This window comes from [Scytonema hofmanni] UTEX 2349, assembly GCF_000582685.1.
Taxonomy (GTDB): Bacteria; Cyanobacteriota; Cyanobacteriia; order Cyanobacteriales; family Nostocaceae; genus Hassallia; species Hassallia hofmanni.
The window spans coordinates 3,262,747-3,284,594 of record NZ_KK073768.1 but is presented as its reverse complement, the minus strand read 5'-3'; the positions used below and the strand labels follow the sequence as shown (position 1 = coordinate 3,284,594).

Annotated in this window: 27 protein-coding genes, 2 tRNA genes and 2 pseudogenes; 15 read left to right on the top strand and 16 right to left on the bottom strand. The window is 42.7% G+C overall.

Annotation, left to right across the window (positions count from 1 at the left end; translation table 11 throughout):
- Positions 1-302 precede the first annotated feature (302 nt).
- The 4 genes from TOL9009_RS0119720 to TOL9009_RS0119705 all read right to left on the bottom strand — a co-directional run bounded on the left by TOL9009_RS0119720 (position 303) and on the right by TOL9009_RS0119705 (position 2,572).
- The gene (locus TOL9009_RS0119720; protein WP_029634302.1) at positions 303-851 is read right to left on the bottom strand and encodes a hypothetical protein; all 549 of its coding nucleotides are present in this window, start codon (positions 849-851) and stop codon (positions 303-305) included.
- 15 nt (positions 852-866) lie between these two features.
- Complete coding sequence (locus tag TOL9009_RS0119715) at positions 867-1,343, bottom strand: GNAT family N-acetyltransferase (protein ID WP_029634301.1); 477 nt, start codon at positions 1,341-1,343, stop codon at positions 867-869.
- A gap of 189 nt (positions 1,344-1,532) precedes the next feature.
- On the bottom strand, positions 1,533-1,994 hold the full coding sequence (locus TOL9009_RS0119710; RefSeq protein WP_029634300.1) for a DUF4079 domain-containing protein: 462 nt from the start codon (positions 1,992-1,994) through the stop codon (positions 1,533-1,535).
- A gap of 182 nt (positions 1,995-2,176) precedes the next feature.
- Entirely contained in the window at positions 2,177-2,572 is a 396-nt protein-coding gene (locus TOL9009_RS0119705; RefSeq protein WP_029634299.1) for a DUF1830 domain-containing protein, read from the bottom strand.
- Positions 2,573-3,147: 575 nt separating this feature from the next.
- On the opposite strand from TOL9009_RS0119705, the gene TOL9009_RS0119700 reads away from it, so the two are divergent.
- On the top strand, positions 3,148-4,740 hold the full coding sequence (locus TOL9009_RS0119700; protein ID WP_029634298.1) for a photosystem II high light acclimation radical SAM protein: 1,593 nt from the start codon (positions 3,148-3,150) through the stop codon (positions 4,738-4,740).
- Between the two features lie 78 nt (positions 4,741-4,818).
- Here TOL9009_RS0119700 and TOL9009_RS49500 read toward each other — a convergent pair whose 3' ends face one another.
- The 5 genes from TOL9009_RS49500 to TOL9009_RS47495 all read right to left on the bottom strand — a co-directional run bounded on the left by TOL9009_RS49500 (position 4,819) and on the right by TOL9009_RS47495 (position 6,482).
- The gene (locus tag TOL9009_RS49500) at positions 4,819-5,085 is read right to left on the bottom strand and encodes a PIN domain-containing protein (RefSeq protein ID WP_242055318.1); all 267 of its coding nucleotides are present in this window, start codon (positions 5,083-5,085) and stop codon (positions 4,819-4,821) included.
- Positions 5,072-5,335: an AbrB/MazE/SpoVT family DNA-binding domain-containing protein gene (locus TOL9009_RS0119690; protein ID WP_029634297.1), complete on the bottom strand. Its 264-nt coding sequence runs from the start codon at positions 5,333-5,335 to the stop codon at positions 5,072-5,074. Before TOL9009_RS0119690 ends, TOL9009_RS49500 begins: the two co-directional genes overlap by 14 nt.
- 303 nt (positions 5,336-5,638) lie before the next feature.
- Positions 5,639-5,812 (bottom strand): hypothetical protein, encoded by a 174-nt coding sequence (locus tag TOL9009_RS47505; RefSeq protein WP_186227607.1) that lies wholly within the window; start codon positions 5,810-5,812, stop codon positions 5,639-5,641.
- Positions 5,813-5,997: 185 nt separating this feature from the next.
- Positions 5,998-6,162 carry a hypothetical protein gene (locus TOL9009_RS47500; protein ID WP_186227606.1) on the bottom strand — a complete coding sequence of 55 codons (165 nt, stop codon included), beginning with the start codon at positions 6,160-6,162 and terminating at the stop codon, positions 5,998-6,000.
- A gap of 152 nt (positions 6,163-6,314) precedes the next feature.
- On the bottom strand, positions 6,315-6,482 hold the full coding sequence (locus TOL9009_RS47495) for a hypothetical protein (protein WP_186227605.1): 168 nt from the start codon (positions 6,480-6,482) through the stop codon (positions 6,315-6,317).
- Positions 6,483-6,713: 231 nt separating this feature from the next.
- Here TOL9009_RS47495 and TOL9009_RS0119685 point away from each other — a divergent pair, with 231 nt between their 5' ends.
- The 3 genes from TOL9009_RS0119685 (at position 6,714) to TOL9009_RS47490 (ending at position 9,468) form a co-directional block, all read left to right on the top strand.
- Complete coding sequence (locus TOL9009_RS0119685) at positions 6,714-8,105, top strand: DICT sensory domain-containing protein (protein ID WP_029634296.1); 1,392 nt, start codon at positions 6,714-6,716, stop codon at positions 8,103-8,105.
- 190 nt (positions 8,106-8,295) lie between these two features.
- Entirely contained in the window at positions 8,296-8,934 is a 639-nt protein-coding gene (locus TOL9009_RS0119680; RefSeq protein ID WP_029634295.1) for a pentapeptide repeat-containing protein, read from the top strand.
- A gap of 396 nt (positions 8,935-9,330) precedes the next feature.
- On the top strand, positions 9,331-9,468 hold the full coding sequence (locus TOL9009_RS47490) for a hypothetical protein (RefSeq protein WP_186227604.1): 138 nt from the start codon (positions 9,331-9,333) through the stop codon (positions 9,466-9,468).
- 70 nt (positions 9,469-9,538) lie between these two features.
- On the opposite strand, the gene TOL9009_RS0119670 is transcribed toward TOL9009_RS47490, so the two are convergent.
- Complete coding sequence (locus TOL9009_RS0119670; protein WP_029634294.1) at positions 9,539-10,285, bottom strand: ferritin-like domain-containing protein; 747 nt, start codon at positions 10,283-10,285, stop codon at positions 9,539-9,541.
- Between the two features lie 179 nt (positions 10,286-10,464).
- Here TOL9009_RS0119670 and TOL9009_RS0119665 point away from each other — a divergent pair, with 179 nt between their 5' ends.
- On the top strand, positions 10,465-11,025 hold the full coding sequence (locus tag TOL9009_RS0119665; protein ID WP_029634293.1) for a thermonuclease family protein: 561 nt from the start codon (positions 10,465-10,467) through the stop codon (positions 11,023-11,025).
- 10 nt (positions 11,026-11,035) lie between these two features.
- Here the strand turns inward: TOL9009_RS0119665 and TOL9009_RS44585 are convergent.
- Positions 11,036-11,254, bottom strand: a pseudogene (locus TOL9009_RS44585) (transporter substrate-binding domain-containing protein); the annotation flags it as partial.
- Here TOL9009_RS44585 and TOL9009_RS45875 point away from each other — a divergent pair.
- The 3 genes and pseudogenes from TOL9009_RS45875 to TOL9009_RS0119655 all read left to right on the top strand — a co-directional run.
- Positions 11,251-11,505, top strand: a pseudogene (locus tag TOL9009_RS45875) (polar amino acid ABC transporter ATP-binding protein); the annotation flags it as partial. The pseudogenes TOL9009_RS44585 and TOL9009_RS45875 overlap by 4 nt on opposite strands.
- Complete coding sequence (locus TOL9009_RS45870) at positions 11,472-11,672, top strand: hypothetical protein (protein WP_144238281.1); 201 nt, start codon at positions 11,472-11,474, stop codon at positions 11,670-11,672. The pseudogene TOL9009_RS45875 and the gene TOL9009_RS45870, both read left to right, overlap by 34 nt.
- A gap of 109 nt (positions 11,673-11,781) precedes the next feature.
- A complete protein-coding gene (locus TOL9009_RS0119655) occupies positions 11,782-12,015 on the top strand; it encodes a hypothetical protein (RefSeq protein ID WP_029634291.1) in 234 nt (77 codons plus the stop codon).
- A gap of 14 nt (positions 12,016-12,029) precedes the next feature.
- On the opposite strand, the gene TOL9009_RS0119650 is transcribed toward TOL9009_RS0119655, so the two are convergent.
- The 3 genes from TOL9009_RS0119650 to TOL9009_RS47485 form a co-directional block, all read right to left on the bottom strand.
- Complete coding sequence (locus tag TOL9009_RS0119650) at positions 12,030-12,806, bottom strand: TrmH family RNA methyltransferase (protein ID WP_029634290.1); 777 nt, start codon at positions 12,804-12,806, stop codon at positions 12,030-12,032.
- Positions 12,807-12,884: 78 nt separating this feature from the next.
- Positions 12,885-12,966 (bottom strand) — tRNA-Leu (locus TOL9009_RS0119645).
- A 40-nt stretch (positions 12,967-13,006) separates the two neighbouring features.
- Positions 13,007-13,168 (bottom strand): hypothetical protein, encoded by a 162-nt coding sequence (locus TOL9009_RS47485; RefSeq protein WP_186227603.1) that lies wholly within the window; start codon positions 13,166-13,168, stop codon positions 13,007-13,009.
- 168 nt (positions 13,169-13,336) lie between these two features.
- Here TOL9009_RS47485 and murA point away from each other — a divergent pair, with 168 nt between their 5' ends.
- The 3 genes from murA (at position 13,337) to TOL9009_RS0119625 (ending at position 15,825) form a co-directional block, all read left to right on the top strand.
- The gene (gene murA / locus TOL9009_RS0119635; RefSeq protein WP_029634289.1) at positions 13,337-14,731 is read left to right on the top strand and encodes a UDP-N-acetylglucosamine 1-carboxyvinyltransferase; all 1,395 of its coding nucleotides are present in this window, start codon (positions 13,337-13,339) and stop codon (positions 14,729-14,731) included.
- Between the two features lie 156 nt (positions 14,732-14,887).
- A complete protein-coding gene (locus TOL9009_RS43690) occupies positions 14,888-15,763 on the top strand; it encodes a M48 family metallopeptidase (RefSeq protein ID WP_029634288.1) in 876 nt (291 codons plus the stop codon).
- Positions 15,742-15,825, top strand: a tRNA-Leu gene (locus TOL9009_RS0119625). Before TOL9009_RS43690 ends, TOL9009_RS0119625 begins: the two co-directional genes overlap by 22 nt.
- 177 nt (positions 15,826-16,002) lie before the next feature.
- Here TOL9009_RS0119625 and TOL9009_RS0119620 read toward each other — a convergent pair.
- Positions 16,003-16,518, bottom strand: a complete 516-nt coding sequence (locus TOL9009_RS0119620; protein WP_029634287.1) for a GNAT family N-acetyltransferase — start codon at positions 16,516-16,518, stop codon at positions 16,003-16,005.
- Positions 16,518-16,799 (bottom strand): type II toxin-antitoxin system TacA family antitoxin, encoded by a 282-nt coding sequence (locus tag TOL9009_RS0119615; protein WP_029634286.1) that lies wholly within the window; start codon positions 16,797-16,799, stop codon positions 16,518-16,520. The genes TOL9009_RS0119620 and TOL9009_RS0119615 overlap by 1 nt, the downstream gene beginning before the upstream one ends.
- Positions 16,800-17,484: 685 nt before the next feature.
- Between TOL9009_RS0119615 and TOL9009_RS0119610 the strand changes: the two genes are divergently transcribed.
- The 4 genes from TOL9009_RS0119610 (at position 17,485) to TOL9009_RS0119595 (ending at position 21,785) form a co-directional block, all read left to right on the top strand.
- The gene (locus TOL9009_RS0119610; RefSeq protein ID WP_029634285.1) at positions 17,485-17,679 is read left to right on the top strand and encodes a hypothetical protein; all 195 of its coding nucleotides are present in this window, start codon (positions 17,485-17,487) and stop codon (positions 17,677-17,679) included.
- A 507-nt stretch (positions 17,680-18,186) separates the two neighbouring features.
- Positions 18,187-18,996: a WecB/TagA/CpsF family glycosyltransferase gene (locus tag TOL9009_RS0119605; RefSeq protein WP_029634284.1), complete on the top strand. Its 810-nt coding sequence runs from the start codon at positions 18,187-18,189 to the stop codon at positions 18,994-18,996.
- Positions 18,997-19,670: 674 nt separating this feature from the next.
- Complete coding sequence (locus TOL9009_RS0119600; protein ID WP_029634283.1) at positions 19,671-20,510, top strand: ABC transporter permease; 840 nt, start codon at positions 19,671-19,673, stop codon at positions 20,508-20,510.
- 15 nt (positions 20,511-20,525) lie between these two features.
- Positions 20,526-21,785, top strand: coding sequence for an ABC transporter ATP-binding protein (locus TOL9009_RS0119595; RefSeq protein ID WP_029634282.1), 1,260 nt, complete (start codon positions 20,526-20,528; stop codon positions 21,783-21,785).
- The last annotated feature ends 63 nt before the right edge of the window (positions 21,786-21,848 follow it).

Here is a 21,848-nt window from a genome sequence, read left to right as displayed (position 1 = left end):
AATGCCGCTATCTCGCCTTAGAATAAATTTATCAGGCTAATAGCACAAGTCCATTAAAATGGACTGAAAGCTTTATTTAGTCCATTTTAATGGACTTTAGCTGTTAGACAACGGTTTATAACCGTTGGCGGGATAAGGGTTTTAGGAGATAAATAAATGTTGGTAATGACAAGGTTGTAAAAGAGGGTTAATTTCTTTTATCTCACGCAGAGGAGCCACTGCGTTGCGGGGGTTCCCCCCGTTGTAGCAAGTGGCGTCGCGCAGAGAGCGCAGAGAGCAGAAGAATAATTTTCCGTGATGCTTTAATTTAAGCTACCCAATCTCAAGGCTGTGGTGATAGTCCAAGCATCAACTAATAATAACAAGACTGTAAAGACTAGTAAGGTTAAATACATCCAGGGTTGTGCTAAGGGGTAGACATCTGTGGTGTCAATGCCGGTTTTAGCTTGAACTTGCCTTACTAATTCGGCAAATCCTGCCACACGCATCGGTAGTAAATAAGCTTTGCCATCTTGACTAAGGAAGTAATAAACTAGACCTCCTTGCCCTGTGGTACGGGGTTTTAATTCTTTAACTTGCGACCAAGATAAAGACCAACCTTTACGAAAGAAGCGCTTAACCCAAACGGGGTAGGTAACTTGAATTCCTTGGTCGTCTAAAATTACTCTTTCGGTTAATACTGCATACAAAGCAACAAAACCGATGCTGATTCCTACCCATAATAATGCTGGGGGTATGGGTGAGGCTGTTGCCTTAGATAAAAAAGGTAATGGTGCTGTAAGGGCTATATAGAGGCTTAACAGGGTGATGCGAATTAAGGGAGAAAGGGGAAAAATAAAAGTTGATTCCATTTTAGATTAGTGTTATTAGTCCGCGTTCAACGCTTTGCGAAACACAACTTTATCATCGCCTGCCGCGTAAAAGTCGCGGATGCGAGCTTCCTTTTCGTAGCCGCACTTCGCGTAGAATGCCTGCGCGTGCTCGTAGCTCGGCAACCCCGACGTTTCGACCAACAACAGCCGCTGACCGCTCGCCCGCAATGCATTTTCCACATGCCGCAGCAGCGCCGCTCCGCGCCCCCGTCTCTGATAGTCGGGTCGCACAGCGATCATGTACAAATGCCACGTCCGATCCGCCATCATATCTGGCGCATAGTAGGCTACCCCGCACGGCTCACCCTCCTCCTCGTCCGTGACCCACACATGACCTTCGTCGATGTTGCTGCCGAAGTAGTCCGCTAGCACTTTCGCCAGCGCCTCGGTTTCGTTCGCAGGGAACATACCTGCCGCCACGGTCAGCGCGATAAGCGCCGCCGAATCGTCGGGTGTCGTAGGTCGGATCATGGGGAACTCCAGTGGTATACCTTTATAAGGTTGATGTGTGTCTCTTTCCGGTCTAACTATTTAATATAAGGAAATTTACCGTCTTTCACACCAATCGATTCAAGCAAATTAGGAATGAGCGCAAAATGACCAAAAAACGTTCGCCCTTGGCGTTGCCGGAGGCTACCGCACTACTATCGCAGATAACAGTTATGGCAAATACTTTTGGACTACAATCCAACCAGTTATTGATACCCAAGCAAAACCGATAAATAAAATAATATTCGTCCCGATGTGTAAAGGTCTAGCCCAGGATTTAAGTGCGCTAATTTGGGTGCCACTAAAAGCAGATACTAAAACTAAGGCTACGACTATCAAACCGGCTAATAAGTGTGACGAGTGTCCTAAAGAACCAAAGTGACCGTAAGTGCCAACAATACCGATCGCCAATAGCAGCATGACTAAACTTACCATGCAGCAACCGATGAGAAAGTGGAGATCGCGCACTTTTTGATTTTCTCCCCCAAACGTCGGTATAAAAGACAGACGTCGAGAAGTTCTCATCTGAAACATTAAAACCCCAGTTACCGCAAGCAACAAATAAGCCAACAGCGACAACCCCATTGACCAAGCTGCTATTTTCCACAACCAAACAAAAGAAGGCAGATCCATAATAAGGATTGTAATGAAAGTGCGGGCATTGGGCAATTTGAGGAGGGGTAAAGGGTAAAGGGAAAAGGGTAACAAAGAAGAAATATGTCCCCCTAGTCCCTAATCCCTAGTCCCCAATGAATAATAAACAGAAGAGGGCTGCTGAGTCCAGCAACCCTCTTTATTGAGCAAAATTGTTTTTTTTAATCAACAGATACTAAACCAGCTATTTGAAAGGATTGTGTTGTATCTCCAAAGTTTGTATTAATTGTCTGCATCAACTTTTTTTTATTTATTGGATCTATTGCTGTTTCTGAGTCTGTACCAAACTCATTACTACTAGGTTCATCTAAGGCGAGGCGATCGCACGGAATTGTATCTGATAAAATTGCACTTGCCATCATCCCCGTATGAATCTCTAGATGAGCAACCCTTGGTGCTTCAAAAACTAATCGTTGTCCTGGAAAAACCACCCGTTCAAAGTACCAGTTGGGAATATCTGAAATGCGAACCACCTGTATTTTGCTCGTGGCATTAACGTAGCAGCAGAGAATTTTCCCTGATTGCTCTGGTGGTAAAGAATCTAATATTTGAGCCATAACTGCTAAAGAGCTTTACGCCACAATTTTATATTACACCAGCAAAGCTAACACCGGCTGATCCCCATATGCTGTAACTCCGAATACCAACTGAGCTTTTCCTGATAATTTCTCTCATAAGTTATGTCAACTCTATGAAAAAATTGTTAAGATTTTTGCCTTTTGGAAAATTGTAGATTAAAGATCAATGTTTTGAAGATTTTGCTCTTTGGTGAAGCATCTATAACTTTCTTAATATAAGTAATGACCACCATTAGCGGCAATCCTCTTATTTTTCGTATACCGGGGGAGGGAATTTTTTCGGATTCACTTAGATCGCGATTAACAGATGCAGGCGATCGCTTAATGGATAAACTGGGTGTTATCGTAAAGTTATATAGAAATTGCTTTCATAAAACCTATCTATAAAAATCATACATCTGTGAAAGCAAAGTCCTACAGCTATTGCTACAGATGCTACATCGCTCCTAACCGATATCAGTCATCGGCTTAAATGTCAAGCACAATGCCTGATAGAAAACAAACACCCTTGAAACTCAAATATTTCTCTCTCTTGGACGCTAAGGAATGGCAAGATGGAAGTTAAAACACCGATGATGGAAAACCGAATTCTCTACGTTCGCCTTCCTTGTAACCCTATTTTTCCCATTGGGGTAGTTTATCTTTGCGATCACGTTCACAAACTATTTCCCAATATCGAACAGCGGATTTTCGATTTCGGAACAGTACCACCTTTAGACTATTACTCTGCCCTTGATACGTGTATTGATGAATTTAAACCGACACTGCTAGTATTTTCTTGGCGGGATATTCAAATTTATGCCCCAGTCGGTGGACGTGGGGGAAATCCACTACAAAACGCCTTTGAATTTTACTACGCCAAGAACCCTTTCATCAAATTACGCGGCGCATTAGGCGGTGGGCGAATCTTCATCGCCTATTATGTAGAATTGTGGCGAAACTTAGGATTAATCAAACGCGGTTTAAAACGCGCTCAAAAATATAATTCCCAAGCGCGTGCAATTGTTGGTGGTGGTGCAGTCAGCGTCTTTTACGAACAGTTGGGTAAAAGCTTGCCTAGACAGACAATTATATCTATAGGTGAGGGCGAAACGCTACTGGAAAAACTGTTAAGTGGTAAAGACTTCCGGGATGAACGCTGTTATGTGGTGGGAGAAAGTCAACCACGCGATCGCCTAATTCACGAACAACCCACCCCATTAGAAAAAACCGCCTGTAACTACGATTATATAGAAAGCATCTGGTCTGACTTCAACTTCTACCTCCAAGAAGAAGACTTCTACATAGGTGTCCAAACCAAGCGCGGATGTCCCCACAACTGCTGTTATTGCGTTTACACTGTCGTTGAAGGCAAACAAGTACGCATCAACCCAGCGGATGAAGTTGTCGCCGAAATGCGTCAATTATACGATCGCGGCATTCGCAATTTCTGGTTTACCGATGCCCAATTTATCCCAGCGCGGAAATTTATCGATGATGCTGTAGAACTTTTACAGAAAATTGTCGATTCTGGGATGACAAATATTCATTGGGCAGCATACATCAGAGCAGACAACCTGACACCAGAGTTGTGTGAATTGATGGCAAAAACCGGGATGAACTACTTTGAAATCGGTATCACCAGCGGTTCCCAAGAACTTGTGCGGAAAATGCGGATGGGGTATAATCTCCGAACCGTCTTACAAAATTGCCGCGACTTAAAAGCAGCTGGTTTCAATGACTTAGTTTCCGTCAATTATTCATTTAACGTCATTGACGAACGTCCCGAAACCATTCGCCAAACCATCGCCTACCACCGCGAATTAGAACGCATTTTCGGTGCTGATAAAGTCGAACCTGCTATTTTCTTCATTGGACTGCAACCCCATACCCACCTAGAAGAATATGCTTTCAAAGAAGGCATCCTCAAACCAGGGTACGATCCAATGAGCTTGATGCCGTGGACAGCCAAAAAACTTCTTTGGAACCCCGAACCCCTCGGTTCCTTCTTTGGGGAAGTCTGTTTGCAAGCTTGGCAACAAAACCCCAACGACTTCGGACGCGAAGTCATGAAAATCTTAGAAGAGAAACTCGGTTGCGCTGACTTAGAAGAAGCACTTTCGGCGCCAATAGAAACGAAGGATAAGCAACTAGCTGGAGTTTCATAAACTCTTGTGGGGTGGGCATCTTGTCCGCCATTTTCTCTTTCTCATTCTCAGGTTCCACGAGGAAATATGCAACGTAATTTATTTTTTGGGCGTTGCATATTGGCGGGATGATTTGACAATCAACGTCGAATTTATCGACGTTTTGTAGAGACGTTCCGGCGGAACGTCTCTACGATTTATACAATTACCATTATAGGCAAATCTCAACACCCACTCAGTTTCTAAAATTACAGTATCTGGGATAAAAACAGTTTGTGTCTGGAAAATTTCTAGACTTTTTTGATACTGTAGCTCGTCATCTTGAGTTAATAGACGCACGATTATATTTGTATCAACTGCCACCATGCCATGATTCCTCAACACCTTGGCAGATAGCATCATCCATATCTTCCAAAGATTTTGGCGTGCCTTGATATTTTAAGCAACCTGCAACTTCATTTAAGTTAGTTTGTATAAAAGGTTTCTTTGGTTTGAGAAGAATTCCGTCACCTGTATCAATTACAATTAGCTCCTGACCAGTTTCCCAGCCATGAGATTTTCGTAATTGTTCGGGAATAATTACTTGTCCTTCGTTTGATATTTTTGTTATTTCCATATATGGGAAGGTTTAATTATCTGATATTGTTAATTTTACATTTCCCCATCTTCTACTGCGCTTAATGCTTTGAGGGTGGTAATTTCGGCTGAGTTTAAGCCTTTAATAAGTAGGTAAGTGAGAAAATTTATAACTATGTCATTGCGAACGCAACGAAGTGGAGTGAAGCAATCGCAAGGTTTTCAGCCTTTTTACTTTTCGTTACATAGTTAGGTTTATTTGTGCCTACCTACTTATCTGTAATGTTTGTGTTAGTGTAAGGTGTATTATCAAGCGTTTGATTTAAGTACAACACGGCTGAGGTTATGACCTTCCTCTGTGTGCAGCGATCGCTTGAAAAAAAGAACTCAATCCCCAACCAAGAAATGCTCCTGCAATTCCCAGCAACAAGCTGAATAGCAAGGATTGGGTCAAGGGATGCATATTGTAGGACTTACGCATTGACAGAAAAGCCAAAATGACAGGTATAGTTTTCAAGGCTTCTAGCTAGATTTTTCAATTGATAGAAGAGCGATCGCCAAAAATCATAAGTGACATTCAAACGCCTGGAACAACGTATTTACGTTAATACACAAGATAGTCGTTTTGTACAGTGCGTAAGTCCTATTATATTATCTGTTGCCAAGTTTTTATCGGTTATGTATAAGTAAATTTATACAAGTTTACTGACCAATGGCACAAAAGCCTGCCCAGCAATACGGGTTTTGGAAAGATTGTTCATCGGCATCAAACCAATCGAGTAACTCTGTAATTTCCTGCTTCAATACCTGGCTCAAAGGTAACTTTTTACTCAAAAAAAATAACTGTGGCTGTGTACTATCACACAATTAGGTTTGGGCAGTCTAATATAGCTCTTCTCGCTTGGGTGCAGTACAGTTTTGACCTCGCTTCCATTCCTCTCTCCTACAAGGAGAGAGGCTTTGAGTCTTGCTCCCCAACGCTAGTAGGGAAGGGGTTGGGGGTTAGGTCTGTATTGTATTCAACCGCAAACCGCTATAGTGCGTTCATCACCGTCGTAGAGACGTTCCACCGGAACGTCTTTACATTCTAAGTAATTTGTCGGACATGATATCACAAGACGAATGGCAAGTTTTAATTTCCCATTATGCCCGAAACCCCTTGGCATTAAAGATTGTGGCTGCGGCAATGAGAGATTTTTTTGAGAGGAATATTTCCGAATTCTTGCGATTTTTAAATTTATGAACATCACAGGGGCTTATGGTTTAACATCAGCATAAAAAGCCACCCTTATAACTCTCGGCGCGTCGGCTAAACCGTGGTATTAGATATTACCATTTTCGGAAATAGCATAATTCATGGCTTAAACAGTAAACTAAATAGTTATAAGCACTCTTTGCGGTTCGTTTCACCAATCCCCATGTTAGAAGGCTCATTACTCCAACAATTAGAATCTACCCACCGTCACAGCACCAGACCAATTCGCTTTGGGGTATATTATAAAAATACACTGGTATCACTGTGCCATGCTCTCGAAGACCACATTTTAAGCGATGACACTAAACCTTTAGTAATCACAGCCTTCCAACAGGGGAAATGGTATTTGCAAGAAGCCGATCGCTATGCATATATTGCCAAAAACTCCCGCCAAATCGTCATCATGGCTGCCCCAGATGCAAGTTTTGCCGAACATCCCACAAGCCTTCTTGATAATGTAGACTTAGTAGCTTTAGATACTAGCGATCCAGTCGCTCAAGAATGGCACTTAATCATTCTCTCTCCCGCATACACAGCAATGGTACTTTGTCAAGAGCTATCATCAGCTGATTATGGCACGGCAGGGCTTCCCGCATCCGATGAGGAGCGGAAATTTTATGGGTTGTGGACATTTGAGCCAGAGTTAGTACATCAAACAGCTTCTTTAGCGATCGCCCACATCGAACCATACAACCCAGAACTAGCAAAAAAACTCAAAGCACATAAACAGACAATTCAGCCTAGCCTTGCCACAGCAGAAAACTTGAGCGCAGTAGTCTCTCGTGTGGTAGATTATCTTCAAACTGGGCAGGAGAATTTATCTATACCCACAGCGTCAAATAAACAAAGCTTGGATCGCAACTTGGTTTCCAACGAAATTCAAGCATTTTTGCGGATGGCACAACTGATGGATATGGCTGATGTCAACAATCCAATGGCAGCAGCAGAAGTAGTAGTGCTTTGTGAGGCGATCGCTCAAGTGTTGGATCTTCCCGCATGGCAAGTTAAAAGATTGCGACTTGCTGCTTTGCTCCATCGTATAGATCCATTACAAAAAGCAGAAAGCATTCTCGAACCCGGTACGTCTACACATTACCACGAAGATGCTCCTAGCAGTCGCTTAACTTGTCCTTTAGTACCAGGAGCGCAGGTATTGCGAACCATGCCGCGACTGCGAGCAGTAGCACAAATAATTACTCATCAAACCGAATGGTGGGATGGTACAGGTGAACCAGCCGGCTTATCTGGCGATGAAATTCCCTTAGAATCGCGAATATTGGCGTTAGTAGCAGACTTTCAGTGGCGAGTCAATGAAAAGCAAGCATTTCAATTGAGTCGCGAAGAGATATTTTCTCAAGCTTTAGAAGAGTGCAAACAGCTACAATCGACGCGCTTTGATCCTAAACTAATAGATACCCTAGCTTTGTTAGTTATGGGCTTGCAACAAGGAATCGAATTACCTCTGATGACACCCAAAGTCAGCGCCGGTATGTGGCTACTTGATGCGAGGCTAGATAGCGAAATTAAAACCGCCATTATGAAAAATGAATATTGAAGCATTTTATTTTTGTATCCGACACCCTAGAAGGGTGCGGCTATACATACAAAGGCTGCCTTGTCTGCGACACGCTACGCGAACGCAGCCTTAACAGTTATAGGCTGCGGAGGCAGCCTTAGTTCGTGTAGCCCCACCCTTCTAGGGTGAGGGCGTGTGCGTATATTTACCAACTTGATATAACTCAATTATGAATATTGAAGCATTGCGATCGGGAAAACTTAAACAGCTTCCAGGGGCAGATTTAGAAGACGAGGAACTGACTAGACTTGATTTAAGCCGCATCAATCTGGCTGGTGCCAATCTTGTCGGCACAAATTTGGCTAATTCTAAACTCGAAGGTGGGCATTTACAAGGAGCTAACTTAATGGGAGCCATCCTCGTGCAAACTGACTTGCGAGCAAACTTGATGGGAGCCAACTTGATGCAAGCAGATTTGACAGGTGCTGATTTGCGCGGTAGCAACTTGCGGGGTGCTAACTTGATGGGAGCCACACTCAGCGATGTTTGTTTAGCGGGTGCTTTTTTAAGCGGCAGCAATTTGATGAATGTCAACTTGCAAGGTGTTGACTTGCGCGGTGCTGATTTAAGGGGTGTGAACCTCACCGGCGCAAATCTTAAAGGTGCAGACTTGAGCCGCGCAGATTTGCAAGGTGCGTTGTTAAGTCAAGCTAATTTAGAAGAAGCTGACTTACGCTCTGCGAATTTGGCGGGAGCAAATTTGACAGGAGCAAACTTGCTGTGTGCCGAGTTAGACGGTGCTAATTTAAGTGGCGTTAACTGGGATAGAGCCTGTTTGGTAGGAACAGTGGTTGAGAAGAGTGCTTGAAGGCTCCAAGAGTTATCTTAATCGTATTGCGTTATATCATGACAGGTTTATTACACATACTGTAAAGACGTTCCGCCGGAACGTCTCTACGACGGTTACGATGTTTTTATTACTGTTAATTAAACGGACATGATATTAAGAATCTTTTCAAGTTGATTCGATTTTCTAATGTAAACGCTCAATTATGAGAGGATGAATATTAGGTTAAAGAGAAAAATTTTCTTTTTATAAGTTTTTGTTTTGGCAAGGCGACGCGTTAGCCGCTGCTAATTTTATACATGTATTTAAATCGCAGTTAATTCATCTTTAGAAGTAAGCATTTTAAAGCTTCGTACTTTCAAGGATGAAGTTAACTTGAGTTGAGTACAAATTTAGCAAAATTTGGAGGGGATAAATATGGCTGTTCGTAATAACTTAGTTAGTAATTTGTGGGAGAGAATACAAAAAGATTCTGTCACTTGGGGGTCATTGCTACTTTGGGTGTGTGGATTAGTTGTATTGTTAACAATGCTGGGAATGTTTGCCAACGCTTAAAATCGCGGCTACACGTACAAAACCCGCGATTAGGCGGGTTCAAAGAATTTTTTACCTATTTAATTAAGTCTTAAGCAACAATCAATTCTGGCTCGTCTTCTGTTGGTGCAGCATCCTGCACGAGGGAAGGTGTATTGCCGTTGCGTTGAAGGATACCGCCAACCATTGCTAATAAGGCGTTTACTTTGCGGGTGCACCACTCCGTAGTGAGTTTCTCCACCTTATCAGCAGGCATCCGCCGCATCATTGCCTCGTAAAGATAAGCAGCATGAGCAGTTTCATCTGTGACAATGCTTAACATTCCTAATTTGAGGTTGCGATCGCTTGGGTTATCATCAGGTAACACGTTCGCCATCCGCCGAAAGTCTTTGCTGGCATCCAATTCGAGAATGTAGGTACTAGCCATAAACACATTCCAGTCAATGGTATCCGGTTTTAGCTGTTCAGTAGAATAACCTTCAAAATAGGCAGCAAAAAACGGACTGCGATTTTGTTGTGATTTCTTTTCGTCTGTTTTTTTTGGCAAACTTTTAAAATCAATCACTTCTTTATTAAGCTGTTTTAAGGCATGGGCAAAAATTTGACCGTGCCTATTTTCATCTGATGCGTGTTTTGTAAGTTTCTCCGCTAGCCATGTATCGCCTTCCTGGGCTGCGCGTTGGCTTAAAGCTTCCAAAAAAGGTACTGAACCAGCTTCAGCCACTTGGAATCCTGCTAGGACATTGGGTCGCGTTTTGCGATCGCGCATCTGACTCGCAGAGTAATAAGCCGCAGCACCAGAACCTAGCAAATGCATGAAGTGCGTAAATAAGTTCATCAAAGATTCCCGCTGATTTTGCGTCGTCTACATTACCTATACTAATCAAAGATAATATGAATGATAACTTTACTTTGTTATAAAATCGTGACTCCCCAATTTATGGATTTTATACCATAATAAACTAGTAAATTTGAATTTTAGTAGTATCATCCCAAAGGAAGATTTTGGGAAATTAAATGGAGAAATTAATTAAGCCGCTAACTTGGTTTTGTGCAGCTATCCTGATTTTAACTTTGATAGGATGTGACCGTATTTTCCCACCTTCGGGAGAGGTAGTAGAAAGAATCAGTGATGGTGATACTTTAACAGTGAAAGATGCTAAAGGTAACAATATCACCGTGCGCTTTGCTTGTATGGATGCACCAGAAGTGCCGCATTCAAAGAAAGAAAGAGAAAGTAAACGTGCTAGCGATCGCAATCAATTTACTTGGGGTACAAAAGCGCAAGAAAAATTGCAGCAACTAGTTAAACAAAGTAGCGATCGCGTCACTTTGAATATTACTGATAGCGATCGTTATGGACGAAAAGTAGCCGAAGTGCGTTTAAAAGATGGCACTTTTGTTCAACAAGTATTGCTGCGTGAAGGATTAGCAAAAGTGTATCGTCCTTACTTAAATAAGTGTCCTAGTAGAGATTTAGTTGAACAAGCTGAAGCCGAAGCAAAGCAACAAAAGCGCGGCGTTTGGAGTGATGCTAAGTTTATTAATCCTTGGGAATATCGGAGTTTGTATAAGTAATCTTTGAGAAGCCTACACCTACCGCGCTTCGCATCCGGTGTAGGAGCGTCACACTCTCAAAAGTAGTAATATCTTTATTGTTATTGCCGATAGCGATCGCTAACCCGGCTTTAAAATAAGGACGCGAAAAAGAAACAGTCTTCGCTCGTTCCTCCGTAATAGTTATAGAACTAATCGCCGCATCTACAGTATTTGCTTGTAATCCGGGAATAATACGATCAAAAGGTATACGATGAACCCACCAGCGCCTTAGATCCAGAACTTGTCGGTGAAGTATTGCAAGTGATGCAGCAACTAGCAGCCGAAGGAATGACAATGGTAGTTGTCACCCATGAAATACAGTTTGCGCGGGAAGCAGCACATCAAGTAATATTTATGGATCAAGGTATTGTCGCCGAACAAGGAGCGGCTTTTCAGGTTATCTCACATCCTCAAAGCGATCGCTTGTGTACCTTCCTCAGCCGTCTCAACGTCGTTTAGAATTAGTAATTTTGAATTTTGAGCGCGATGGCGTACCCGCCCGCTGGAAGCGATCGCACACGATAATTTTAGTCCCACTTTTGGGGATTTGGCACTCAGTCGGTGTCGGTGGATATTTGGGGCAAATACTGCCGGAAGCAACTAAACGCTCTGGGGATTCACATTAGCTGATTTTGCCATCAAGCGTTTTAATGTGTAAATTTGATACAGAATAAATTAGTTTTGGTACAGATAACCATTATTAGAAATTGCAATCACGATTCTCAAATCAAAATTATGGAGCAAAATCAGCAAAAACGCGGCGCTGCCGCGAAAAAGTTTCTTCAATCCCTCAATCAGTTGGAGGATATATTACAAGAGAGTCCGACACAAGAGGAAGAAACGCCAAAAACCGAAACTGCTAAAACCATTGATGCTGAAGTAATTGAAATAAAAACAGAAATTGATTTAGAGGCTTTGGAAGACGCCGTTGCTGATATCGAACAATATCTGGAAAAGAAAAGAAAATAAAAGTTTCCGTTTTCCTAACTCCTAATCTGTCGTTGAGCCTCGTATAACATTAAAGCTGCGGCGATCGCCACATTCAAAGACTCCACCCCTGGACTCAGGGGTATTTTCACGACTTTATCTGCCATTGCCACTAAAGAAGCCGACAAACCCGCACCTTCATTACCCAATAAAATTAAACTTGGTTTTCGCCAATCTACTTGCCAATAAGTTAAAGTTGCATTTGGCAAAGTTGCCACAATCTGCATTCCTGCTTGTTTGGCAAGACTTACTGTATCTTTTAAATCTGCACTTACCGCCATTGGTAAGCGAAACCACTGACCAGCACTGGCACGCAACACTTTGGGGTTATCTAAATCTACACTATCTGCACTCAGCCACAGCCCCGATGCAGAAGCCGCTGCCGCAGTCCGAATCATCGTCCCCAAATTGCCCGGATCTTGGACAGTTTCCAAAGCTAGGAGCAACCCAGTGAAGGGAACTTGCATTGTATCGCTTCGTTTGGCGGTAGCGATAACACCATCCGGTTGTACTGTGGTAGCGATCGCACTCAATACTTCTTCACTGACAATGAGAGTGCGATCGCACTTACTACAAGCTTGCTCCCAAAGTGCCGAATGAGTCGCTTGCCATTGTTCTGTACAACACACAACTTCCAGGGGATAATTCACCGCACAAGCCTCTTCTAGCAAATGCGTACCTTCCAGTAAAAACAACTCCTGCTTGTGACGCTCTTTCGAGGAGTGCAATTTACGGATTTGCTTTACTAAAGAATTCTGTAAACTAGTTAACATTAAAAATTATGAGTTATGATTTAACTCCCAAAAGACGTTCCGCCCAAAAGACGTTCCGCCGGAACGTCTCTACTCATATGCGGAACCCGGGACTTGAACCCGGAAGCCTTGCGGCACTAGAACCTGAATCTAGCGCGTCTGCCAATTCCGCCAGTTCCGCTGGCTTTATTTAATCACCGTTCTCTATTTTCACTCATTTCCTAGCTTTTGTCAACGCCTAAGCGTAAAATAAAGAATTGGGCATTGAAAATCAGATAAATTATCCCTTGTCCCCTTGTCCCCTTGTCCCCTTGTCCCCCTGTCCCCTTGTCCCCTTGTCCCCCTGTCTCCCCCATCTGCCCTACTCCCGCTATACTATTCATTACTGAGCGCACTTATTTTAAAAATGCTTAAAAGGCTTACTCCAAATTGCTTGGAAGAGCAAATTACCACTTAAATCAATGCCAGACCGAGGGCAAAAATGTAGACAAATCGAATCTTTACTGTAGAATCGAAACCAACTTCAAATCTTTAAAATTACTAAATTTATTTTGGAGGGTAGGCTTATTAATACGAATACCAGCTTACCAGATGCCAAATCTTCATCTGAAGCAGACTCCTCAGTCTTGCAAATATGGGGTGGGCATCGTTTGCGAGGTCATGTAAAAATTAGTGGGGCAAAAAATTCAGCACTGGTAATCATGGCTGGAGCCTTACTATGTTCGGGAGATTGCCGCATCCGCAACGTTCCATTATTGGCTGACGTCAAGCGGATGGGTCAAGTTTTGTCAGCTTTGGGTCTTCGTTTAGAGCAACACAATGATATTTTAGATATCAACGCTAGCGAAATTACAACGTCCAAAGCTCCTTACGAACTAGTTACCCAACTGCGGGCAAGTTTTTTTGCCATTGGTGCAATTCTGGCACGACTGGGAGTAGCACAGATGCCATTACCCGGTGGTTGTGCAATTGGGGCAAGACCGGTTGATCTGCATGTCCGGGGACTACAAGCGATGGGAGCCGAAGTGCAGATAGAACATGGCATTTGTAATGCTTATGTGCCAGGTAGTAATGGTAGACTCCAAGGAGCCAAGATTTACCTAGACAGCCCCAGCGTTGGTGCCACGGAAACCTTGATGATGGCAGCTACTCTGGCAGATGGGGAAACGAAGATTGAAAATGCCGCACGGGAGCCAGAAGTAGTCGATCTGGCGAATTTTTGTAACGCGATGGGAGCAAAGATTCAAGGTGCCGGCACTAGTACGATTACCGTCCTCGGTGTCCCCAAGTTGCATTCTGTTGACTACTCTATTATTCCCGATCGCATTGAAACAGGCACATTTTTGGTTGCTGGAGCGATCGCGCGATCGGAAATTACTCTGTCACCAGTGATACCAGACCATTTAATTCCAGTACTTGCCAAACTGCGGGATATTGGTGTGTCTATAATTCAAGAAGCGCCTGATTGCTTACGCATTTTGCCCGCTGAAACCCTGAGAGCGACGGATATAGAAACCTTGCCCCATCCAGGCTTTCCCACGGATATGCAAGCATTATTTATGGCTTTGCTGACCGTAGCAGAAGGCGACAGCATAATCAACGAATCTGTGTTTGAAAATCGCTTGCGTCACGCTTCGGAGTTGAATCGCTTAGGAGCAGATATTCGCGTTAAAGGTAACGCGGCTTTCGTGCGGGGAGTACCGAAGTTATCTGGTGCACCTGTATTAGGTACAGATTTGCGGGCATCAGCAGCCTTAGTTGTAGCAGGACTGGCAGCTGAAGGCAAAACTACAATTCAAGGATTGCACCATTTAGATCGCGGCTACGATCGCCTTGATATGAAGTTGCAGCAATTGGGAGCAAAAATCCTCCGCGTAAACGAAACACCAACGGATGCAGAATTACCCGCAATAGCTAGTAATCCTCAAACCTCGATTTCAACGTAGTAAGCGCTTCAGCGCTTAAAATTGAGCGATTAATCGCTCATTACGAGTAATAGGTAGGGCAGATGCCCTGCCTAATTATCGTTATACTATCTGTGGGGTACTGTGTATATCCGCAGCGACATCCCACCATTTCTTACTTTTTTTCTAGCGATCGCTATGTCCTTTTTTAAGACTCAGCTCATTGGTATCAAAGCAGATTCTTTTCGTCATCCTTTAGACTTGGAAGCAACTCTTGCTCTCAAGCAGATACCCGGATTAGACATGCTCGTGCGGAATTTGCTCGGACCATTGGCAGAGCAAGTTTTTTATGTAGAAAATATTGCCTCCAGCGTTTTGGTAGGTGAACAACAATTGCCTGATTTACACAACTTGTTGTTAGAAGCCTGCAAAATTTTGGATATGGAATCTCCCCAACTCTACATCCGCCAACATCCGGCTCCCAACGCTTATACTTTTGCCATGCGTGGCAAGCAGCCTTTTATTGTCATACACACTTCCCTGATTGATCTACTTACCCCCGTTGAGATTCAGGCAGTGATTGCCCATGAGTTAGGACATCTCAAATGCGATCACAGCGTTTACCTGACTCCAGTAAATTTATTGGTGTTAGCAGCCGCAAGTCTACCAAATATAGGAGCAGTCCTAGCACAAAGCATACAAGCACAACTTTTAGAATGGGTACGTTGTGCTGAGTTTACATGCGATCGCGCCGCATTATTAGCCACCCAAGATCCCAAAGTTGTCATGTCAGTCTTGATGAAGCTTGCCGGTGGTTCCCCAACATTAGCACCGCAACTCAACCTTGATGCCTTTGTCGCCCAAGCTCGCGCTTATGATGATATTAGCAAGACTGAATTGGGTGAAATGGTCAAAGTAGCTCGCACCTCTCAATTGTCACATCCAGTGCCAGTACTGCGGGCGCGAGAAATTGATCGCTGGGCAAGCAGCAAAGAATATCAAAAGTTGTTGCATTCGTCAGAAAAAGTGTATAATGGTGAAGTTGCACCCAAGGGCGGGTGGCGGAATTGGTAGACGCACCACACTCAAAATGTGGCGACCGTGAGGTCATAGGAGTTCGATTCTCCTCCTGCCCATTGTAAAAATATAGATAAATGTAGGGCTAACCATTGCCAACATTTTTATCCCACTTAAATTGTCGTTAAACCCATAACCCGACTAGGGTTTACAACCGTAGTACAGGTCGGCGTAAATAAACCAACCATATAGCTATTTCTAAACATCGCAGAAATCAAAATTTCTGCCTTGAAAACTTATCCAGCCGCTTCAAGCGATTGTCGAATGTCCTTGAAGAGTAAAAGCAGGTGTACTTTATTGGTTGGGGATTCTTCCATGCCGAATTTGAGGTAAAAGGCGCGGGCTTCCTCGTCTTTGGCATGGACAAGAAAAGCACGACCGCCAATGGTTTCTGCCCCCGCCAGGGAACGGCGTAGCGCGTTGCGAAACAGGGCTTTGCCTAAGCCTTTTCCCTGTTCGCCTCGGTCTATGGCAAACCGCGCCATCAGGATAACTGGTACAGGATAACGCCCCTGCCCTTTGATAACACGAGCGGGGGCATCGTCTGGCGATACGGACGCAGGGGCAAGGCTGTAATAGCCGATGACGCGCTCTTCCCGGGTAAGGACATAGGTTCTGGCTCCGCCGCTTGCCTGATTTTGCAAAGCGTATTTCATCAGGAAATCATTAAGCGGTGGCTTGCCGCAATCGAAACCCGCAAAAATGTGACTTTTGGTCAGCAGAACTGGCTCATTTAAAGGCTCACTTTGCATTAGAACGGATCTGGTTCGCTAAAGAGCCGTTGCAATTGTGGAACGACTTTCGGCAGCCCGTCAAGACGTTCGCAGAACGCTTCCCACTGATCCGGTGGCAAGCGAAACTCGGTTTGCTGCATCAGAATGGCATTCGCGGCATCAAGCGATGCTTGCAGGACAAACTTGCTAACATTCGTGTGCCGCACGCGTGCCGCTTCTGCCAGTATTGCCTTTTCCGGCTCCGTTGCGCGAATGGAAAGCCGCGTTTCTTTGGGTGTAGCGGCGGCAGCCTCAAACATGGTTTTTCTCCTATGGCTTTCTTGTATTCCCAATGTACACCCAATGAGTGAAAGCTGCAATTATTTAGTCGTCTTTATACGAATGAGCGCTATTAGCCTGATAAATTAATTCTAAGGCGGTTGTTGGGATTGATGCAAGATATCAGCCCCTCACTAGCGGCGATCGCCACTAGCAACATTTGTTTTACTTATTATAGATATTAAATAAATTTATTAAATTTCTTTGCGATTTATATATTTAATTCCGGATCGTGGTGGAAAAATTATGAATAAATATAAAGAAGCTAGCGATCGCTTACAAGATGGATTCTCAAAGTCTATTGCAGCGAGGCAATAAAATAGCCCGGATAGTTCTTAGTATGGGATGTATTTAACAAAGAAACTTGCTATATTTGGCAAGTTTTGTTTCTATTGCCAATGATAAATGTAAATGTGGGTTTACTTTTTTGATTAGCGATATTGCATGGATAGCCATCAAGCTGCACAAAATTAACTTACATTGCAGCCGTTATTCATCATGATATTTGTTCACCTCTACCATTTTGATTTGACGATATGATAGTTATGAACTAAAATATATGTAGTGAATATTAATTGCGAGAAAAATAAATTATCAGCGACTTCGCAGTCATAAAAGTTCGGTTATCTTATTCCACTAATTTTTACTGAAGAGAGGTTAATGATTATGCGCTTAAAGAGATGGGAATCTCCCCGTCGTGAAGGCAGAAACGATAAAGGCAGAGGTGGTTCTGCAAGACAGCGACAACTTAAAAAACAAAGGCAGATGTTGCGAAAAAGGCTGAAAGAAGGCAACAACCTAGACAATCGCAAAAACAATAAACAGGGGGAAGAAAAGTTAATCTTTCCCCTATTTTTTTGAGCTTTTATTTAAAGTTAAAAAAAATTGTTATTTAAGCTACAGAACAGCAGATTGTTTGTTAATTCATAATTTTTTTAAATATAAATTATACTTCTCATTTGCAATCCTCAAGTATTAAGGTTTGTCTATTTAAGTGTTTAATATTTAGCTAAAATTACTGAGTTTTTGTGTTAATTAAATGTTTGTTTTTCTATTTTTAAAGCACTTGTAAGATTTACGTAAAAGAAATATAAAGTTAATATGAATTTCATGTAAATCTAATATAAAGTTTGCAGAAAAATTACACAAATGGCTTTTTTTTAGAGTACATTCTATACAGGCTAAGAAGAAAGAATTATTACCAGGGAAGCCAAGAATTTACAGGAAAAGGTATTGCATCTCCATGTGTTAACTTCAACCATGCTCTAATCCTTGAAAAGAGTCAGTCTTTTATGAAATCTGACATTTTCAATATTTGGAATGGTTAGTCGTTGTTCTAAATTTTTGTTTGACACAAGGAGTGACCTAATGGTGGGAATTTTTCTACCTAAACAAAGAGTGATTGATTTTCCGATTACAGCTTTACGATTTGACGATCAGATACAGACTATACTTAGGTGGGCGATCGCTCGCGAAAGCAAAACAGTTTGCGTAGCCAACGTACATATGCTGATGGAGGCGCATTGGAATCCAGAGTTTGCTACTGTTTTAAAGAACGCAGATATAATCACTCCTGATGGGATGCCTCTAGTTTGGATGATGAGGCTTTTGGGAGCGCGTTACCAAGATCGCGTAGCGGGGATGGATGTATTGTTAGCATTGTGCAAGCTAGCGCAAGCGCAAAACGTTAGTGTTTTCTTTGCGGGTTCTCAACTAGACATTCTTTCGAGAATGCAAAAAAGGTTAGAGCAGGAATTTCCTAAGTTGAAAATTGCCGGGATGGAACCTTTGCCCTTTCGTCCCATGACGGAAACTGAAGACAAAGCTCTGATTAAGATGATTAACAATAGTGGTGCTGGTTTAGTGTTTGTATCTCTGGGGTGTCCAAAACAAGAAAATTGGATAGCTCAACATAAAAATCAAATTCAGTCGGTGATGATTGGGTTGGGTGGAGTTTTCCCTGTTTACGCAGGAATCCATAAACGCGCACCCCGCATGATACGAGACTTGGGTTTTGAATGGTTATATCGGTGGATGCAAGAACCTCGTCGTCTCTGGAATCGTTATACACAGACCATTCCAGCTTTTATATTCTTGGCTTTGAAGCAACTATTGATGTCAAGTTCTTTTAGCACTCCATTTCGTATCCGCGAACGGTATTTGGGATGGAGAGATTAGCAACAAAGAATGTAGAGACGTAGCATTGCTACGTCTCTGGCTTCTAGATAACGCATGTTTAAATTCGGTTGATGCCTACATAACTTACGCACGAACTATGTATTTCCGTCATTGCGATGCGAGGAAGCAATCTCAAAGTCTTGTTTTCTCCATCAGAAGTACGTAAGTGATAGTCTAATTAGTACCATTTAATCATCCTTTTGCGCTCTTATTTCCATCGTTGTGCTGTTTTGACCTACATTTAGTTTTTGCATCAAATTCAAAGTAGTAGCAGTAGATTTTCTGAGTAAAATGTCCGGAACACCAGTAAAGCACTTAGAAGTATATTACAGAATCTTCTCCGAGTAAATACTAAGACATTCATTTTTCGTGAAGCATTTGACCATAAATTATCAACAAATAATTCGGAGAATTTTGTAGCTCTCTATATCGCCTAAAGTATTTTTGTGTAAGCTTTACGGAGTTTTAAAGCTAAAGTTTCCATCTTGATTTAATCCTTTTTGCCAAAAACTCCAGTTGATTTAAAGCTGAGACAAAATTACAAATATTTCCTGATATGAAGATTAGCAAAGGAAATACTAAAGGGATAACAAAGGCAGTATTTTTTCGGAGATGTCTATTGACTGCAAAACAATCACACGTTCTTTAAATTGATGCAACATACAGGTAAGTAGATGGAAAGCAAAGAACTCATTATCGAGTCAGGTAGAACTGAGAGTCAGTACTGGAAAGACCTGTGGAAATACAGAGAGCTATTCTACTTTCTGGCATGGCGCGATATATTGGTGCGCTACAAGCAAACTGCGATCGGGATGGCATGGGCTTTAATTCGTCCCTTCTTAACAATGGTGGTGTTCACTGTTGTGTTTGGAAATTTGGCAAAACTACCCACTGAAGGTAGCGCACCTTACCCGATACTAGTCTTTTCAGCTCTGCTACCTTGGCAGTTTTTCTCTGGTGCGTTAAACGAATGCAGCAATAGCTTAGTTGCCAACTCCAACTTGCTTTCTAAAGTCTACTTTCCCCGATTGATAGTGCCAACGAGTGCGGTAATTGTCAGCTTTGTAGACTTTTTGATATCTGGCATGATTCTGCTGGGGTTGATGGCATATTACAACTTTGTACCCGATTGGCGCATTTTGACACTGCCACTATTTATTTTGATTGCCTTTGCAGCATCCATAGGTGTGGGATTGTGGCTAGCGGCTCTGACTGTGGAGTATCGAGATTTCCGTTATATTGTGGGGTTTCTAGTCCAGTTTGGTTTGTACGTTTCCCCGGTGGGTTTTAGCAGCAAGATTATTGCTGAACGATATTCTGAACAGGTGCGGCTGCTGTATTCGCTCAACCCAATGGTAGGAGTAATTGACGGTTTTCGCTGGGCAATTTTAGGTGGTGAATCGCAGATATACTTACCTGGTTTTGCACTATCTCTGGCTCTGGTAGTTCTGATACTGTTGAGCGGTATTTGGTACTTCCGCAGAATGGAACGCACTTTTGCAGACGTGATTTAAGTAGGAGTTAGATAGATGTCAGATACTGTAATCCGCGTAGAGAACTTAGCTAAGAGGTACATCCTTGGACAACAGGAAGAGGGAAGTAGTTACAAAACATTTCGTGGAGCAATGACTGATGCGGCGAAGTCCGTTAGCAGTGCGCTAAACCCCCGTGCCAAGAAGGAAGCAAGAACTGCCAAGGGGGAGTTTTGGGCGCTGAAAGATGTGTCATTTGAGATTAAACAGGGCGATCGCGTTGGCTTCATTGGGCGTAATGGTGCTGGTAAATCAACGCTACTGAAAGTTCTCAGCAGAATTACGGAACCAACCAGCGGATCTATCCGGATTAAAGGGCGAGTTGCCAGTTTATTAGAAGTAGGAACAGGATTTCACCCAGAGTTGACAGGTAGAGAGAATATCTTTCTCAACGGTGCAATTTTGGGGATGAGCAAGGCAGAGATTACACGCAAGTTTGATGAGATTGTCACTTTTGCCGAAGTTGAGAAGTTTTTAGATACGCCAGTGAAGCGGTATTCATCTGGGATGTATGTGCGGTTGGCGTTTGCTGTAGCTGCTCACTTGGAACCGGAGATTTTGATTGTAGATGAAGTATTAGCAGTAGGAGATGCAACGTTTCAGAAGAAATGCTTAGGCAAGATGGAGGATGTGGGTAAGGAAGGAAGAACCGTTTTATTTGTCAGCCACAATATGCAAGCCATCAGACGGTTGTGTTCCAAAGCAGTTTACCTTGAGCGGGGAGTCACTAAGGAGGTCAATAGTGTTGAAGACGCAATCCAACGCTACTCTGCTCAATCATCTATGTCAGCCTTTGATATTGACCTAGATTCTGTGCGAAGAAATAGTGGATTTGGAGAAAAAGCTCGTTTACTTCGTCTTCGATTAGCTCGAGGCACTAGTTTCAGCTATGGAGAACCTTTAGAGTTAATATTTACCATTAACTGTGTTCAAGAAGTATCCGATTTAGCAATCGGAATTGGCTTTGAAACCTTAGATGGCAATAGAGTTATGACCCTTGATTCTGACCACGATCAACCTCCTTTACAAATGCCAGTTGGTATTCATGAAATTCATCTTCAATTAGATAAAAATCCCCTACATCCAAGTATATATTCAGTGGGCGTAGCCATTATTTCAAATGCCCATCTCTTAGATTTTATTCCTAACGCAATCACTTGGGAAGCAAGTTCAGGTTCTACAGACTTAGTCGGTGACAGAGGTTATGGAGGCTGTCGTTTATCTGTCAAGGTATTAGTTCCACAACTGTCACAATAATGTTTTTCTGTATTTTTCCAATTCCATAGTCAGAAACTTTCTTATTGACATGGAAAAGTACAC

Coding starts and splice junctions, on each gene's coding strand:
- TOL9009_RS49500 (WP_242055318.1), bottom strand. CDS start 5,085: ATGGTGGCAGTTGATACAAATATAATCGTGCGTCTATTAACTCAAGAT.
- TOL9009_RS0119600 (WP_029634283.1), top strand. CDS start 19,671: ATGGAAAGCAAAGAACTCATTATCGAGTCAGGTAGAACTGAGAGTCAG.
- TOL9009_RS0119595 (WP_029634282.1), top strand. CDS start 20,526: ATGTCAGATACTGTAATCCGCGTAGAGAACTTAGCTAAGAGGTACATC.
- TOL9009_RS0119615 (WP_029634286.1), bottom strand. CDS start 16,799: ATGTTTGAGGCTGCCGCCGCTACACCCAAAGAAACGCGGCTTTCCATT.
- TOL9009_RS0119685 (WP_029634296.1), top strand. CDS start 6,714: ATGTTAGAAGGCTCATTACTCCAACAATTAGAATCTACCCACCGTCAC.
- TOL9009_RS0119715 (WP_029634301.1), bottom strand. CDS start 1,343: ATGATCCGACCTACGACACCCGACGATTCGGCGGCGCTTATCGCGCTG.
- TOL9009_RS47485 (WP_186227603.1), bottom strand. CDS start 13,168: ATGAATAGTATAGCGGGAGTAGGGCAGATGGGGGAGACAGGGGGACAA.
- TOL9009_RS0119720 (WP_029634302.1), bottom strand. CDS start 851: ATGGAATCAACTTTTATTTTTCCCCTTTCTCCCTTAATTCGCATCACC.
- TOL9009_RS0119605 (WP_029634284.1), top strand. CDS start 18,187: ATGGTGGGAATTTTTCTACCTAAACAAAGAGTGATTGATTTTCCGATT.
- TOL9009_RS0119610 (WP_029634285.1), top strand. CDS start 17,485: ATGCGCTTAAAGAGATGGGAATCTCCCCGTCGTGAAGGCAGAAACGAT.
- TOL9009_RS0119620 (WP_029634287.1), bottom strand. CDS start 16,518: ATGCAAAGTGAGCCTTTAAATGAGCCAGTTCTGCTGACCAAAAGTCAC.
- TOL9009_RS0119655 (WP_029634291.1), top strand. CDS start 11,782: ATGGAGCAAAATCAGCAAAAACGCGGCGCTGCCGCGAAAAAGTTTCTT.
- TOL9009_RS47490 (WP_186227604.1), top strand. CDS start 9,331: ATGGCTGTTCGTAATAACTTAGTTAGTAATTTGTGGGAGAGAATACAA.
- TOL9009_RS0119670 (WP_029634294.1), bottom strand. CDS start 10,285: ATGAACTTATTTACGCACTTCATGCATTTGCTAGGTTCTGGTGCTGCG.
- TOL9009_RS0119680 (WP_029634295.1), top strand. CDS start 8,296: ATGAATATTGAAGCATTGCGATCGGGAAAACTTAAACAGCTTCCAGGG.
- TOL9009_RS0119665 (WP_029634293.1), top strand. CDS start 10,465: ATGGAGAAATTAATTAAGCCGCTAACTTGGTTTTGTGCAGCTATCCTG.
- TOL9009_RS0119690 (WP_029634297.1), bottom strand. CDS start 5,335: ATGGAAATAACAAAAATATCAAACGAAGGACAAGTAATTATTCCCGAA.
- TOL9009_RS0119700 (WP_029634298.1), top strand. CDS start 3,148: ATGGAAGTTAAAACACCGATGATGGAAAACCGAATTCTCTACGTTCGC.
- TOL9009_RS0119710 (WP_029634300.1), bottom strand. CDS start 1,994: ATGGATCTGCCTTCTTTTGTTTGGTTGTGGAAAATAGCAGCTTGGTCA.
- TOL9009_RS43690 (WP_029634288.1), top strand. CDS start 14,888: ATGTCCTTTTTTAAGACTCAGCTCATTGGTATCAAAGCAGATTCTTTT.
- TOL9009_RS0119705 (WP_029634299.1), bottom strand. CDS start 2,572: ATGGCTCAAATATTAGATTCTTTACCACCAGAGCAATCAGGGAAAATT.
- TOL9009_RS0119650 (WP_029634290.1), bottom strand. CDS start 12,806: ATGTTAACTAGTTTACAGAATTCTTTAGTAAAGCAAATCCGTAAATTG.